At 63.9% G+C, this 17,657-nt stretch carries 2 protein-coding genes (1 of these 2 running past the window's edge); both read left to right on the forward strand.

Annotated elements, in window-relative coordinates:
* A complete protein-coding gene (locus M5G18_RS05795) occupies positions 1-16,269 on the forward strand; it encodes a non-ribosomal peptide synthetase (RefSeq protein ID WP_273897251.1) in 16,269 nt (5,422 codons plus the stop codon).
* Positions 16,266-17,657: the 5' end (the start) of a non-ribosomal peptide synthetase gene (locus M5G18_RS05800; protein ID WP_273897252.1), read on the forward strand. Its footprint extends 13,257 nt past the window's final position; only the first 1,392 of its 14,649 coding nucleotides appear in the window; the start codon lies at positions 16,266-16,268; its stop codon lies off the right edge, out of view. The genes M5G18_RS05795 and M5G18_RS05800 overlap by 4 nt, the downstream gene beginning before the upstream one ends.

Genomic DNA, 17,657 nt, shown 5'->3' on the forward strand with positions numbered 1-17,657 from the left:
ATGCAATTTCGCGAGCTGATGGCTGTTATTTCCACCCATGCGATCCGCCTTCAACAGGACGATGAAGACCTGGTCATTCTGGGCAACGACGACGCGCTGGACGACGCGTTGTGGGACAGCCTCGCCAAACACAAGGCGCAGTTGCTGGAGCTGGTGGCGAGCCACGGCGGTGACTGGTCGAGCCCGGCGCTGCGCATCACCCCGGACATGCTGCCGCTGGTGCAACTGGATCAGCCGGCCATCGACCGCATCGTCGCCACTGTGCCGGGCGGCGTGGCGAACGTGCAGGACATCTATCCGCTGGCGCCGTTGCAGGAAGGCATGCTGTATCTGCACCTCGCGGCCGGCGAAGGCGATCTGTATGTGCAACAGGCGCAGTTCACCTTCGACAATCACCCGCGCCTCGACGCGTTTGCCCAGGCGTTGCAATGGGTGATCGACCGTCACGACATTCTGCGCACTTCGTTTGTCTGGGAGCGTCTGGATGAGCCGGTGCAAGTGGTCTGGCGTCAGGCGCCGCTGGTCTGCGAAGAGGTGGAAGCCGACACGTCCAAGGACGTGTTCAGTCAGTTGCAGGCGCGTTACGACGCCCGTCACCTGCGCCTCGATCTGCAACAGGCACCGCTGCTGCGGCTGGTGTACGCCCGGGATCCGGCGCAGGGCCGGATCGTCGCGTTGCTGCTGTTCCATCACATGATCATCGACCACGTCGCGCTGGACGTGGTGCGCCGGGAAATCCAGGCTTGGCTGCAAGGGCAGACCGAACAGGTCGCGCCAGCGGTGCCGTTTCGCAATCACCTGGCGCGGGCGCGCATGGCCCTCGACGAGCAGGCCCATGAAGCGTTCTTCCGTGAGATGCTGGGCGATATCGACGAGCCGACGTTGCCGTGGGGCTTGCAGGATGTTCACGGCGGCGGACAGGACTTCGAAGACGCGCAGCTGACGCTCAGCGACGCACTGAACCTGCGACTGCGCACCCAAGCGCGGCAACTCGGTGTGAGCGTGGCGAGCCTGATGCACCTGGCGCTGGCCCGGGTATTGGGCCAGCTGTCCGGGCGCACCTCGGTGGTGTTCGGCACGGTGTTACTGGGTCGGATGGAGGCGGGCGACGGCGGCGAGCAGGCGTTGGGCATGTTCATCAACACCTTGCCGCTGCGGGTCGATGTCGGTGCGCAAAGCGTCTACGACGGCGTGCTCGCCACGCACCGGCGGCTGAGCGCCTTGCTCGCCCATGAACAGGCCTCGCTGGCACTGGCCCAGCGTTGCAGCGCGTTGAGCGCGCAGACGCCGTTGTTCAGCGCCATGCTCAATTACCGTCACAGTGCTGTCGGTGACGTTGCCGCGGTGATCGAACTGGCGCCCGGCGTCCAGGTCTTGAGTGGCAAGGAGCCGACCAGCTATCCACTGACCCTGAGCGTCGATGATCTGGGCAGTGGTTTCCGACTGTCCGCCATCGCCCCGAGCGGCATTGGCGCCGAACGGGTTTGCGGTTACGTGCAAACCGCTCTCGACGCCTTGCTCGATGCCCTTGAGCAGTTGCCCGAGACGCTGATCAACCAGTTGCCGATTTTGCCGGCGCACGAGCGGCAGCAATTGCTGGTGGGCTTCAATGACAGTCGCGTCGATCTCGACCTGGAGCAGACCGTTCACAGTCTGTTCGAGGCTCAGGGCGAGCGCACGCCGCAGGCCGTCGCGTTGCAGTCCGGCGCGCAGTCACTGACGTATGTTGAGCTCAATGTGCGGGCCAATCGCCTGGCTCATCGGTTGCGCGAGTTGGGTGTCGGGCCGGATACGCCGGTGGCGATCTGCGTGGAACGCGGGCCTGAACTGGTGATTGGTCTGCTGGGCATTCTCAAGGCGGGCGGCGCTTACGTGCCGCTGGATCCGGCCTACCCGGCGGAGCGCCTGAACTACATGCTCAAGGACAGCGCGCCGATGGCGGTACTGGCGCATGGCGCGACCCGGGCGATGTTCGAGGCGGGCGGCGTGCCGCTGCTCGATTTCGATCAGGACCACTGGCAGGACTATCCCGAGCACAATCCTCAGGTGCCGGGCCTGAACGCTTCGAGCCTGGCCTACGTGATCTACACCTCCGGCTCCACCGGCACGCCGAAAGGGGTGATGGTCGAGCACCGTGGCCTGTGCAATTTGCTTCATTGGAGCTCGCAGGTTTGCCCGCCCGTGGCGGACGGCGCCCTGTTGCAGAAAACCCCTTACAGTTTCGACGCCTCGGTCTGGGAGCTGTTCTGGCCGCTGACGGCCGGCCTGCGTCTGGTGCTGGCGCGCCCCGATGCGCACTTCGAACCGGCGTATCTGACGCAAGTGGTGCGCGAGCAGCGCATCAGCGTGATCCAGTTCGTCCCGGCGCTGTTGCAGCAGTTCCTCGACGTGGAAGACGTCAGCCAATGCACCAGCCTCACGGATGTTTTCTGTGGCGGCGGCGAGCTGACGCCAGAGCTGGCCCGCCAGGTGCGCGAGCGTCTGCCGCAGGTTCGCTTGCACAACGTCTACGGCCCGACCGAAACCACCGTCGACAGCGCGGTGTGGACGCTGGAGCCATCGATGCCGGTGCCAGAGGCGCTGTTGCCCATCGGCCGGCCAGTCAGCAACACCCGTTTGTATATTCTCGACGATCAGTTGCAGCCGCTGCCGCTGGGCGTGGCCGGTGAGTTGTACATCGGTGGGGTGCAGGTGGCGCGCGGATACCTGAACCTTGCGTCGCTCACCGCCGAGCGCTTCCTTGACGATCCATTCAGCGATCAGCCGAACGCGCGGCTTTACCGCACGGGCGACCTTTGCCGCTACCGTGCCGACGGCAACCTTGAATACCTCGGTCGCAATGACGATCAGGTAAAGATTCGCGGCTTGCGCATCGAACTCGGGGAAATCCAAACGCGCCTGATTCAACTCGCCAGCGTGCTTGCGGCCGAAGTGCTGGTGCGCGAAGACGTGGTTGGCGATCCACGGCTGGTGGCGTACTACACCGGCGAACCGCTGGACATCGGCGAACTGCGCAGCCATCTGCTGGAGCAGTTGCCGGATTACATGGTGCCGACGGCGTTCGTCCATCTCGACGCCATGCCCCTGAGCCCCAACGGCAAGCTCGATCGCAAGGCCTTGCCGGCGCCGGATCAAAGCGGTCAGTTGCTGCGCGGCTATGAGGCACCGGTCGGTGATGTGGAATGCCGCATCGCAGAGATCTGGCAAACCTTGCTGAACGTCGAGCAGGTCGGGCGGCATGACAATTTCTTCGAACTGGGCGGTCATTCCTTGCTAGCGGTGAAACTGGTCGAGCGCATGCGCCAGCAGGAATTGAGCTGCGATGTGCGGGTTCTGTTCGGGCGGCCAACCGTGGCAGAACTGGCGGCGACCCTGGGCGCGTTGTCCAGTGTTCAAGTGCCGGTCAATCGCATCACCCCTGACTGCCAATACATCACGCCGGACATGCTGCCCCTGGCTTCGCTGGATCAGGCCGGCATCGACCGGGTGGTGGAAAGCGTCCCCGGCGGCGTCGCCAATGTGCAGGACATCTATGCGCTGGCGCCGTTGCAGGCGGGGATTCTGTATCACCACATGGCGGCGACTGCGGGCGACCCTTACGTGTTGCAGGCGCAGTTCGTGTTTGACGGGATCAAGTCGATCAAGGCTTTTGTGCGCGCCGTCAATGTGGTGATCGCGCGCCACGACATCCTGCGTTCCAGCGTGGTCTGGGAAGGCCTCGAAGAACCGGTGCAAGTGGTCTGGCGTGCGGCGCCGCTGGCGCTTGAACGAGTAGATCACGAGGCACTGGAAGGTGATGTGCTGCAACAGATGCAGGCGCGTTTCGACCCGCGTCACTACCGTCTGAATCTGGGCCGCGCACCGATGATGCGCTTTGCCTACACCGAGGATCCGCAGCAACAACGCTGGGTCGGCATCCTGTTGATGCACCACTTGATGCTCGATCACACCGCGCTGGAAGTGCTGGTGAGCGAGATGAACAGCGTGCTCCACGGCCACGCCGCCGAACTGGCGACGCCGGTGCAGTATCGCAACTATGTCGCGCAGGCTCGGCTTGGCGCGGATGCCGAAGCACACGAAGGATTTTTCCGCGACATGCTCGGCGACATCGACGAGCCGACCCTGGCGTTCGGCGTGCAGGACGTGCACGGCGACGGCAGCGCGGTGGTCGATAGCCAACTCACCCTGGACACCGCGCTGGCTTTGCGTCTGCGCGAGCAGGCGCGGCGGCTCGGCATCAGCGTGGCAAGTCTGGCGCACCAGGCCTGGGCGCAGGTGCTGGCGCAGATCAGTGGCCGGGACGAGGTGGTGTTCGGCACGGTGCTGCTGGGCCGGATGCAGGGCGGCGAGGGCGCCGACCGGGCGATGGGCCTGTTCATCAACACCTTGCCGCTGCGGGTCAGCGTGACCGCCACAGCGGTGCGCGACAGCATGCTCGCCACCCATGAACGGCTGGCGCAGTTGCTCGCGCATGAGCAAGCGTCACTGGCATTGGCCCAGCGTTGCAGTGGGGTTTCCGGCTCGCTGCCGCTGTTCGGCACGTTGCTCAACTATCGCCATAGCGCGCCGCAGGCTGCGGGGCTGACGCTGGATGGCATTGAGTTGCTCAGCTCCCGCGAGCGCAGCAACTATCCGCTGGTGGTCAGCGTCGATGACCTTGGCGAAGGTTTGCGTCTGAGTGTGCAAGCGGTGCCGGGCATCGACGGTGCGCGGGTCTGCGAGTACATCAATGTTGCCTTCGACAGTCTGGTGCAGGCGCTGGAGCAGACGCCGCAACTGGGCGTCGATCAGTTGTCGATTTTGCCGCCGGATGAGCGGCGGGAATTGCTGGTCGGGTTCAATGCTACCCAGCGGGATTATCCGTCGGGTTCGACGGTTCATGGTCTGTTTGAACAGCAAGTGAAACTGCATCCGCAAGCCGTGGCGGCGGTGCATGGCAATGCGGCGTTGACCTATGACGAGCTGAATCAACGGGCCAACCGACTGGCCCATTATCTGATCGGGCAGGGCGTGCAGCCGGGTGATCATGTGGCGGTTCTGCTGCCGCGTTCGCTGGATCTGCTGGTCGCGCAACTGGCCATCGGCAAGTGTGCGGCGGCTTATGTGCCGCTGGATATCAACGCCCCGGCCGAGCGTCAGGCGTTCATGGTTAAGGACAGCTCGGCGAAAGCGCTGCTGACCTTGAGCACTGAGACGGTTGATTACTCGGTGCGCCGGATCGATCTGGATTTGCTGTCATTGGACGCACAACCGGTCCACAACCCGGACTTGCCGCAGTCGTCCGAATCCGTGGCCTACATCATGTACACCTCCGGTTCCACCGGCACGCCGAAGGGTGTGATGGTGCCGCACCGGGCCATCGGCCGATTGGTGATCAACAGCGGCTATGCCGATTTCAACCCGCAGGATCGCGTGGCGTTTGCCTCCAACCCGGCGTTCGACGCCAGCTCCATGGACGTCTGGGGGCCGCTGCTGAACGGCGGGCGAGTGGTGGTCATCGACCATGCGACCTTGCTCGATCCACACGCTTTCGGACAGGAGTTGGCGGCTTCTGGCGCCACGATCCTGTTCGTCACCACCGCGCTGTTCAACCAGTATGTGCAACTAATTCCCGAAGCGCTGAAGGGCCTGCGCATTGTGCTGTGCGGCGGCGAACGCGCCGACCCTGCCGCCTTCCGCCGCTTGCTGGCCGAGGCGCCAAACCTGCGCATCGTCCACTGCTACGGCCCGACCGAAACCACCACCTACGCCACAACCTTCGAAGTGCGTGAAGTGGCGGAGGACGCCGACAGCGTGCCAATCGGCGGCCCGATCTCCAACACTCAGGTGTACGTGCTCGACGCCCATCAGCAACCCGTACCGATGGGCGTGACAGGCGAGCTGTACATCGGCGGCCAAGGCGTGGCGCTGGGGTATCTGAATCGCCCGGACCTGACTGCCGAAAAATTCCTGCAAGATCCGTTCAGCGAGCAACCGGGCGCGCTGCTGTATCGCACCGGCGACCTCGCGCGCTGGCTCGCACCGGGCCAACTGGAATGCATCGGCCGTAACGACGATCAGGTGAAGATTCGCGGCTTCCGCATCGAATTGGGGGAAATCGAAAACCGCCTGCTGAATTGCGAAGGGGTCAGGGAAGCCATCGTGCTGGCCCGTCAGGACGGTCAGGAGCCGCTGCGTCTGGTGGCGTATTTCACCGCCGAAGAGGGCGTCGACAGCGCCAGCCTGCGCGAACAATTGCAAGCACGCCTGCCGGAATACATGGTGCCCTCGGCTTGGGTACAGCTTGAAGCGTTGCCGCTGAACAACAACGGCAAGGTCGACCGCAAGGCCTTGCCGCTGCCGGACCCGAGCGCCTGGCTCAGTCAGGCATACGAAGCCCCGCAAGGCCCGGTGGAAACCGCGCTGGCGCAGATCTGGGCAGATGTCCTGAAACTGGAAAAAGTTGGTCGCCACGACAACTTCTTCGAACTGGGCGGCCATTCGTTGCTGGCGGTGAGCCTGATCGAACGCCTGCGCCGGATCGGCCTGAGTACCGACGTGCGCGTGCTCTTCAGTCAACCAACCCTGGCAGCATTGGCAGCGGCGGTGGGTAGCGGACGCGAAATCGAAGTGCCGGCCAACCGCATTCCGGCTGATTGCACCCACATCACCCCGGACCTGCTGAGCCTGACCGAACTGGATCAGGCCAGCATCGACCGGATCGTTGCCAGCGTGCCGGGCGGCGGCGCCAACGTGCAGGAAATCTATCCGCTGGCGCCGTTGCAGGAAGGCATCCTTTATCACCACTTGAGCGCGGAACAGGGCGATCCGTACCTGCTGCAATCACGACTTGCCTTCGACAGTGTCGAGCGTCTGCGCACCTTCACCGACACCTTGCAGCAGGTCATCGCACGCCACGACATCCTGCGCACCAGCGTTGTCCACGAAGGCCTGGCGAACCCTCATCAAGTGGTGTGGCGCCACGCCGAACTGGTGGTGCAGCACGTAACGCTGGACTCTGCACAGGGCGACATCCTTGAACAGTTGCACGAGCGTTTCGACGCCCGTCACTACCGCCTCGACATCAGTCAGGCGCCGCTGCTGCGCATGGTGTATGCCGAAGACCCGAAACAGCAGCGCGTGGTGGCGATCCTGCTGTCCCATCACCTGATCCTCGATCACACCGCGCTGGAAGTGATCGTTGAGGAAATGCGCGGCGTGATGTTCGGTGAGGTCAACCAGCTTTCGGCGCCGATTCCCTATCGCAATTACGTGGCTCAGGCACGCCTGGGGCTCAGCGAGCAGGAACACGAAACGTTCTTCCGCGAAATGCTCGGCGACATCGACGAGCCGACCCTGCCACTCGGCCTGCGGGACGTGCAGGGCGATGGTCACGGCGTCGAGGAAGCGCTGCAACCGGTGGCCGCGGAGCTCAACGGGCGCCTGCGTGAACAGGCGCGGCAACTGGGCGTGAGCGCGGCCAGCCTGATGCACCTGGCCTGGGCCCAAGTGCTGGGCGTGCTGTCGAACCGCCGTGATGTGGTGTTCGGCACGGTGATGATGGGGCGGATGCAAGGGGGCGATGGTGCCGACCGGGCGCTGGGGGTGTTCATCAACACCTTGCCGCTGCGCATCGATGTCGGCGCCCGCGCGCGGGAAGGAGTCAAGGCGACCCACGCACGGCTGACCGCGCTGCTCGGGCATGAACATGCCTCGCTGGCGCTGGCCCAGCGTTGCAGTGGTGTCGCCGCGTCGTCGCCATTGTTCAGTGCCTTGTTCAACTACCGTCACAGTGCGCCTGCGCAGTCGGCGCAGAACGGCCAGGGTATCTGGGAGGGCGTGCAGAAACTCGGGGGTGAAGAACGCACCAACTATCCGCTGACCCTGAGCGTGGACGATCTGGGCGAAGGCTTTGCCTTGTCGGTTCTGGCGGTCAGCCAGATCGGCGCGCAGCGGATTTGCAGTTACATGCACACCGCACTGGAGCAACTGGTGCAGGCGCTGGAACAGACGCCGCAAAAACCACTGAACCGTTTACCGATCCTTTCGACTGCGGAGCTGGAGCGTTTGGTCGAGGGCTTCAATCCACCGGTCATGGCCTATCCCCGTGGCGCGACGATTCACGCACTGGTCGAGGCACAGGCCGAGCGCAATCCGCATGCTCTTGCTGTGATTCAAGGCGCGCAACAGCTGACCTATGGTCAGCTCAATCAGCGCGCCAACCGACTGGCCCATCACCTGATCGGCCTCGGCGTGCAACCGGACGACCGCGTCGCGCTCTGCGTGCGCCGTGGCCCGCAGATGCTGGTCGGCCTGCTGGCAATTCTCAAGGCCGGCGCCGGTTATGTACCGGTGGATCCGGCGCATCCGGTGGAACGCATTGCCTACCTGTTGCAGGACAGCGATCCGGTGGCCGTGCTCGCACAGGCTTCGACCCGGGATCTGCTGGGCATGATGCCGGTGATCGATCTGGACAGTGACGCCTGGCGACACCTGCCCGACAGCAATCCACAACTGCCGTACCTGACTCCGGCGCACCTGGCGTATGTGATCTACACCTCGGGCTCCACTGGCCAGCCGAAAGGCGTAATGGTCGAACATGCGACTTTGGAAAACCTCGTGCACTGGCACGCCGAAGCCTTTGACCTGCACGCCGGCAGCCACACCGCCAGCGTCGCCGGTTTCGGCTTCGATGCGATGGCCTGGGAAGTCTGGCCGGCGCTGTGCGTCGGCGCGACGTTGCACCTGCCGCCGGAATCGGTGAGCAACGAGCATCTGGACGAACTGCTCGACTGGTGGCGGGCGCAGCCGTTGCAAGTCAGTTTTCTGCCAACTCCGGTTGCCGAATACGCCTTCAGCTGCGAGCTGCAACACCCGACCCTGCGCACCTTGCTGATCGGCGGCGACAAGCTGCGTCAGTTCAACCGTGAGCAGACTTTCGCGGTGATCAACAACTATGGCCCGACCGAAGCCACGGTGGTCGCCACATCCGGGCCGATGGAAGTCGGGCAAACGCTGCACATCGGCCGGCCGATGGCCAACGCCCGAATCTATCTGCTTGACGATCAGCAACGTCCGGTGCCCGTGGGTGTGACGGGCGAGTTGTACGTCGCCGGCGCTGGCGTGGCGCGGGGCTATCTGAACCGTCCCGATCTGACCGCCGAACGCTTCCTCACCGACCCGTTCAGCGATCAGCCGCAGGCGCGGATGTACCGCACCGGCGACCTCGCACGCTGGCTGGCGGACGGCAATATCGAGTACCTGGGCCGCAACGACGATCAGGTGAAATTGCGCGGCGTGCGGGTCGAACTGGGGGAAATCGAAGCGGCGCTGGCCAGCCATCCGGCGGTGCAGGACGCGGTGGCGCTGGTGCGCGACGGGCAGTTGCTGGTGTGGTTCACCGAGCGGGCGCCGACCGACATCCAAGCCCTGCGCGGTCATCTGCAAACCCGTTTGCCGCAAGCGTTGATCCCGGCGGCTTACGTGCGCCTCGACGCCTTGCCGCTGACCGCCAACGGCAAACTCGACCGCAAGGCCTTGCCGGAACCGGATCAGAACGCTTGGCTCAGTCGTGAATACGAAGCCCCGCAAGGCCCGGTGGAAACTGCGCTGGCGCAGATCTGGGCCGATGTCCTGAAACTGGAAAAGGTCGGTCGTCACGACAATTTCTTCGAACTGGGCGGCCACTCGCTGCTGGCCGTGAGCCTGATCGAACGCCTTCGCCAGATCGGCCTGAACACCGACGTACGTGTGCTGTTCAGCCAGCCAACTCTGGCTGCACTGGCCGAAGCGGTGGGCAGCGGTCGCGAAATCGATGTGCCGGCCAATCGCATTCCCGATGGCTGTACCCATATCACCTCGGACCTGCTGAGCCTGACCGACCTGGATCAGGCAAGCATCGACCGGATCGTTGCTACGGTGCCGGGCGGCGCCACCAACGTGCAGGACATTTATCCGCTGGCGCCGTTGCAGGAAGGCATCCTTTATCACCACTTGAGCGCGGAGCAGGGCGATCCGTATCTGCTGCAATCGCGGCTGGCCTTCGACAACATCGAGCGTGTGGAAGCGTTCGCGGCAGCGCTGCGTCAGGTCGTTGCCCGTCACGACATCCTGCGCACGGCGGTGATCTGGCAGGAACTGGCCGAGCCGATGCAAGTGGTGTGGCGTCACGTTGAGCTGCCGGTGCAGGAGATCGTGCTGGATCCGGCGGATGTCGATGTCCTCGAGCAGTTGCACGGGCGTTTCGATGCCCGTCACTACCGCCTCGACATCAGTCAGGCGCCGTTGCTGCGTCTGGTGTATGCCCGTGATCCGGGCCACGACCGGGTGGTTGCGATGTTGCTGTTCCATCATGTGGTGCTCGATCACACCGCGCTGGACGTGGTGCAGCACGAAATGCTTGCCTGCCTGCAAGGGCATGAAGCTTCGCTGGGTGCCGCCGTGCCTTACCGCAACTACGTGGCGCAGGCGCGGCTGGGTGTCAGCGAGCAGGAGCACGAAACGTTCTTCCGGGAAATGCTCGGCGACATCGACGAGCCGACCCTGCCGTTCGGCTTGCAGGATGTACAAGGTGACGGTAGCGATATCGAGGAAACGCGACAGGCCCTGACCACTGCAACCGGCCAGCGTCTGCGCAGCCTCGCGCGGCAGCTGGGCATCAGCGTGGCCAGCCTGTTCCACCTCGCGTGGGCGCAGGTGCTGGCGGCGACGTCCGGGCAGGAACGCGTGGTGTTCGGAACGGTATTGATGGGCCGGATGCAGGGCGGCGAGGGGGCCGACCGGGCGTTGGGGATGTTCATCAACACCTTGCCGCTGCGGGTCGATCTCGGTGAAACCCCGGTGCGCGACGGGGCTCGGGCGACGCATGCGCGGCTCAGTGCGCTGCTCGGCCATGAACACGCTTCGCTGGCTCTGGCCCAGCGTTGCAGCGGTGTGGCCGCGCCGTCGCCGCTGTTCAGTTCGATGCTCAACTACCGGCACAGCGCCAACGAGGCGCAACAGAAAAGCGTGCGTCAGGCCTGGCAAGGCATCGAGACCCTGAGCAGCGAAGAGCGCACCAACTATCCGCTGAGCCTGGGCGTCGATGATCTGGGCAGCGGTTTTGTGCTCACCGCCATGACCCCGGCGGGCATTGGTTCGCAGCGCATCTGCGACTACATGCAGACCGCGCTGGAGAAACTCGCGGATGCCCTGGAACAGGCACCGGATCAGCCAGTGAACCGCTTGCCGATCCTTGACGGCGCAGAACGTCAGCAGGTGCTGTACGACCTCAATGTCACTGGCACCGCAGACAATCTGGAGCAAACCGTTCACGGGCTGTTCGAGGCGCAGGTACAACGCACGCCGCAAGCCGTTGCGTTGCAGGCCGGTGAACAGCGGCTGACCTACGCCGAACTCAATGCACAGGCCAACCATCTGGCCCATCACCTGCGCGAACTGGGTGTGGGGCCGGATTCGCGGGTGGCGATCTGTGTCGAGCGCGGGCTGGAGCTGATGGTCGGTCTGCTTGGCATTCTCAAGGCCGGCGGTGCCTATGTGCCGTTGGATCCGGCGTATCCCGCGGAGCGTCTGGATTACATGCTCAAGGACAGCGCGCCGGTGGCGGTGCTGGTGCACGGGGCGACGCGTGAGTTGCTGGGCGAGAGCACTGCACTGGTGATCGATCTGGATCAGGCTCACTGGACATTCAACCCGGAGGACAACCCACAAGTGCCGGGCCTGAGTGCTTCGAACCTGGCCTACGTGATCTACACCTCCGGTTCGACCGGTGCGCCGAAAGGCGTGATGGTCGAGCATCGCGGCGTCGGCAATTTGCTGCACTGGAGTTCGCAGCTGTGTCCCGCCGTGACGGACGGCGCTCTGTTGCAGAAAACCCCGTTCAGTTTCGATGCCTCGGTCTGGGAGCTGTTCTGGCCGTTGAGCGCCGGTTTGCGTCTGGTGCTGGCGCGTCCTGACGGGCATCGCGAACCGGCTTATCTGGCGCAGGTGATTCGCGAACAACGGATCAGCGTAATCCAGTTTGTGCCGGTGCTGCTGCAACAGTTCCTCGAGCAGGACGATGTCAGCCAATGCACCAGTCTCACCGACGTTTTCTGTGGCGGTGGCGACCTGACCCCGGCGCTGGCTCGTCTGGTACGCGAGCGCTTGCCGCAGGTGCGCTTGCACAACGTTTACGGCCCGACCGAAGCCACGGTCGACAGCACGGTCTGGACCCTGGAACCGTCGATGCCGGTGCCGGAAAGCGCGTTGCCGATCGGACGGCCGATCAACAACACTCGTCTGTATGTACTCGACGCCGCCGAGCGACCAGTGCCGATGGGTGTGATCGGTCAGTTGTTCATTGGCGGTGCCGGGGTTGCACGGGGCTATCTGGGCCTGCCGCAGTTGATGGCCGAACGGTTTATCCCGAGCCCGTTCGTGGCCGGCGATCGGTTGTACGCCACGGGAGACCTTGTGCGTTACCGCGCCGATGGCCAGCTCGAATTCATCGGGCGCAACGACTTCCAGGTCAAGCTGCGTGGCCTGCGCCTGGAACCGGGTGAAATCGAAGCGCAATTGTTGAGTCATCCGGCGCTGCGCGAAGCTGTGGTGCTGGTGCGTGAGGAACGTCTGGTGGCGTACTTCACCTGGCACGCCGAAGTCGGGCAACCGGGGATCGAGGCGTTGCGCGAACACTTGCTCGCATGCTTGCCCGATTACATGGTGCCGTCGGCATTCGTCGCGCTCGAGAGTCTGCCGCTGAGCCCGAACGGCAAGGTGGATCGCAAGGCGCTGCCGGCTCCCGGCGCGGAGTCGGTGCTGGTGCGTGAATACGAGGCTCCCGTCGGCGAGACCGAAATCGCCTTGGCCCGGTTGTGGGCCGAGGTGTTGAAAGTCGAGCGGGTCGGGCGTCACGATCACTTCTTTGAACTGGGCGGGCACTCGCTGCTGGCGGTGAGCCTGATCGAGCGCATGCGCCAGATCGGCCTGAGCACCGACGTGCGCGTGCTGTTCAGTCAGCCGACACTGGCCGCGTTGGCTGCGGCCGTGGGCAGCGGGCGGGAAATCGAGGTGCCGGCCAATCGCATCTCAGCCGATTGCACTCGCATCACTCCGGAGATGTTGACGCTGGTGACGCTGGATCAGACCTCTATCGAGCGCGTGGTGTCCAGCGTGCCGGGCGGCGCCGCGAACGTGCAGGATATTTATCCGTTGGCGCCGTTGCAGGAAGGCATTCTTTACCACCACTTGAGCGCGGGAGAGGGCGATCCCTACCTGCTGCAATCGCGTATCGCGTTCGACAGCCTTGAACGTGTGCAGCGATTCAGTGCGGCGTTGCAACACGTCATCGACCGCCATGATGTGCTGCGCACCGGCGTGGTGTGGGAAGGTTTGAGCGTGCCGGTGCAGGTCGTGTGGCGTCGGGCTGAACTGGTGGTGCAGGAGGTCATGCTCGAAGCTGCGGCCGGCGACATTCTTGAACAACTGCATGCCCGATTCGATGCGCGGCATTACCGCCTCGACATCGCCCAGGCGCCGTTGCTGCGTCTCGTGTATGCCCGGGATCCAGCTCATGGCCGGGTGGTGGCGATGCTGCTGTTCCATCACATCGTGCTCGACCACACTGCGCTGGAAGTGGTGCGCCATGAAATGCAGGCGTACCTGCGCGGGGCCGACGAGCCGTTGCCGGCGGCGGTGCCGTACCGCAATTACGTGGCGCAGGCGCGGCTGGGCGTCACGGAGCAGGAACATGAAGCGTTCTTCCGCGACATGCTCGGCGACATCGACGAGCCGACCTTGCCATTCAGCCTGCGCGATGTGCGCGGCGACGGAAGCGGCATCGAGGAAGTGCAGCAGGCGCTCGACAACGGCCTGAACCTGCGCCTGCGCAGTCAGGCGCGGCAGATGGGCACCAGCGTGGCCAGTCTGTTTCACCTCGCGTGGGCCCAGGTGTTGGCGGCGACTTCCGGGCAAGACAATGTGGTGTTCGGCACGGTGTTGATGGGCCGGATGCAGGGCGGCCAGGGCGCCGACCGTGCGCTGGGCATGTTCATCAATACCTTGCCGTTGCGGGTCGATCTGGGGGAAACCCCGGTGCGGGAAGCGGTCAAGGCGACGCATCAGCGTCTCACCGCGCTGCTGGGGCATGAGCACGCTTCGCTGGCATTGGCCCAGCGTTGCAGCGGGATTGCGGCGCCGTCGCCGTTGTTCAGTGCGATGCTCAACTATCGACACAGCCACGGCGCCGAGCATTCGGACAGCGTGGTTCAGGCCTGGCAAGGCATCGAGACCCTGAGCAGTGAAGAACGCACCAACTACCCGCTGAGCCTGAACGTCGATGACCTGGGCAACGGTTTCTCGTTGATTGCGATGGTGCCGGCGGACATTGGCGCGCAGCGGATTTGCGGTTACATGCAAACGGCGTTGATGGTGTTGGTGGAGGCGCTGGAGCAGGCGCCGACGCAGGCGATCAATCGTTTGCCGATTCTTGAGGGGGCTGAGCGGCAGCGGCTGTTGTTCGATTTCAATGCCACTGACGTCGACTACGACCTTCAGCAAAGCATTCAGGGTTTGTTCGAGGCGCAAGTCATGCGTACGCCGCAGGCTGTGGCGGTGCTCTCAGGCGAACAGCGACTGAATTATGCCGAGCTGAACGCTCGGGCCAACCGACTGGCTCATCACTTGCGCGGCTTGGGTGTTGGCCCGGATGCGCGGGTGGCGATCTGCGTCGAACGTGGGTTGGAAATGGTGGTCGGGTTGCTGGCGATCCTGAAGGCCGGCGGTGGTTATGTGCCGCTGGATCCGGCGTATCCGCTGGAGCGTCTGGCCTACATGCTGGAGGACAGCGCGCCGTCGGCGGTGTTGGTGCAGGGTTCGACTCGCGGGTTGTTGGGTGAGGTTTCGGTGCCGGTGGTCGATCTGGATCACGACACTTGGCAATCGTTGTCGGCTGATAATCCTTCGGTCGATGGACTGACTCCGCAACACACGGCTTACGTGATCTACACCTCAGGTTCGACCGGACAGCCGAAAGGCGTGATCAACGAGCACAGTGGTGTCGTCAACCGTCTGCTGTGGATGCAGGACGCCTATCGCCTGACTGCTGAAGATTCAGTGCTTCAGAAAACCCCGTTCAGTTTCGATGTCTCGGTCTGGGAGTTCTTCTGGCCGCTGATGACCGGCGCGCGACTGGTCATGGCTCGCCCCGGCGGACACAAGGATCCGCTGTACCTGAGCGAAGTGATCGAGCGCGAACGCATCACCACGCTGCACTTCGTACCATCGATGCTCGACGTGTTCCTCGCGCATGGCGACACCGCGCGTTGCCATGGTTTGCGGCAGGTGATGTGCAGCGGTGAGGCCTTGCCGGGCAGTCTGGTGCGACGCTTCAAGCAGCAATTGCCGGGTAGCGGCTTGCATAACCTGTACGGCCCGACCGAAGCAGCCGTGGACGTTACGGCCTGGGATTGCGCCGGACCAATTGACACCACTCCGGACAACACACCAATCGGCAAACCAATCGCCAACACCCGCATGTACATCCTCGACGCCCAGCAGCAACCGGTACCGCAAGGCGTGGTCGGCGAGCTGTACATCGGCGGTGTGCAAGTGGCGCGAGGTTACCTGAATCGTCCAGAACTGAGCGCCGAGCGTTTCCTTCAGGATTCATTCCAGTCCAATGGCCGCATGTACCGCACCGGCGACGTCGCCCGCTATCTAGCCGACGGCAACATCGAATACCTGGGCCGCAACGACGATCAGGTGAAGGTCCGAGGCCTGCGTATCGAACTCGGTGAAATCCAGTCCCGCCTTACCGACATCGGAGGCGTGCAGGAAGCGGCGGTGTTGGCCCGCGAAGATGTGCCGGGAGACAAACGTCTGGTCGCCTATTACACCGGCGCACGGCTGGAAATCGACGTGCTGCGCGGTCATCTGCTGGAACACCTGCCGGATTACATGGTGCCCGCAGTGTTCGTGCACCTCGATGCACTGCCGCTGAGCCCCAACGGCAAGCTCGACCGCAAGACCTTGCCGGCGCCGGATCAGGCCTCGGTCACTACCCGCGAATACGAAGCCCCGGTCGGCGAGGTGGAAATTCTCCTCGCAGGCCTCTGGGCCGAACTGCTCAACGTGGAACGGGTAGGGCGCCACGACAACTTTTTTGAACTGGGCGGGCACTCATTGCTGGCGGTCAGTCTGATCGGCCGGTTACGTCAGGAAGGCATGGAAGCGGAGGTGAGGGCGTTGTTCGAACAACCGACCCTGGCCGGTTACGCCGCAATTACGGAAAGAATGGAGATCGTCCTGTGAACGTGATCGAACTGTTGGCAACACTCAAGGCTAAAGACATCCAGTTGGCAGTCACCGACGACCAGTTGCGCGTACAGGGCAATAAACAGGCGCTGAGCGATCCGGCGGTGCTGGCGCTGTTGCGCGAGCACAAACCGGCGCTGATCGAGCTGATCAAGGCCGGACAATATTCAGCGACCAAGAGCGGCCAGATCGACGTGCCGGCCAATGGCATTGCCCCCGGCACCACGCGCATCACCCCGGCGATGCTGACCTTGGCCGAACTCGATCAAACAACCATCGACCGTCTGGTCGCCGACGTGCCGGGCGGTGCCGCCAATGTGCAGGACATCTACCCGCTGGCGCCGTTGCAGGAAGGCATTCTTTACCACCATGTCAGCGCCACGCAGGGTGATCCGTACGTGATGCAGGCGCATTTCGCCTTTGCCGATCGCGGGCGCTTGAACGACTTCGTTCAGGCTTTGCAGGCCGTGATCGATCGCCACGACATCCTCCGTACGGCGGTGGTGTGGGATGGGCTGGATACGCCTCAGCAAGTGGTCTGGCGTGAGGCCGAATTGCCGGTGGAAGAGATCGATGCCGAAGGCGATGCGCTGGCGTATTTGCATGAACGTTTCGATGCCCGGGAATTCCGCATGGACGTGGGTCGGGCGCCGATGATGCGTCTGGCCCATGCCTGGGACGAAGCCGGGCAACGAGTCGTCGCGACGCTGCTGTTCCATCACATGGCGCTGGATCACTCGGCGCTCGATGTGGTGCGCCATGAGATGCGCGCGTTCCTTACAGGGCAGGGCAATCTGCTGGGCCGGCCGGTCGCGTTTCGTGATTACGTGGCGCAGGCGCGGTCGGGTGTCAGCGAGAGCGAGCACGAGGCGTTCTTCCGCGACATGCTCGGCGATATCGACGAGCCGACCTTGCCGTTCGGCTTGCAGGATGTGCAAGGTGACGGGCACGGCATCACCGAACTGAGCGTGCCAGTGGAAGCCGCATTGGGCCAACGCCTGCGGGGGCAGGCACGGCAGCTCGGGGTGAGCGCGGCCAGTCTGTTCCACCTGGCCTGGGCACAGGTGCTGGCCACGCTTTCCGGCAAGCAGCGTGTGGTTTTCGGCACGGTTCTGATGGGGCGTCTGCAAGGTGCCGAAGCGACTGACCGGGCGCTGGGTATCTTCATCAACACCTTGCCTGTGCGGGTGGATGTCGACATCCAGAGTGTGCGCAGCGCCGTGCAGGCGACCCACGCGCGCCTGACCACCTTGATGCGCCATGAACACGCGCCGCTGGCGCTGGCCCAGCGCTGCAGCAGCGTGGCTGCACCGACGCCGCTGTTCAGTGCTTTGCTCAATTATCGTCACAGCCATGGCGCCGGGTCGGCCAGCGCACAAACCCTC

Source organism: Pseudomonas aphyarum (assembly GCF_028657055.1).
In the GTDB taxonomy this organism is placed as follows: domain Bacteria; phylum Pseudomonadota; class Gammaproteobacteria; order Pseudomonadales; family Pseudomonadaceae; genus Aquipseudomonas; species Aquipseudomonas aphyarum.

Bases quoted from the DNA above. Each gene is read 5' to 3' on its own strand.
- M5G18_RS05795 (WP_273897251.1), top strand. From the start codon at position 1: ATGCAATTTCGCGAGCTGATGGCTGTTATTTCCACCCATGCGATCCGC.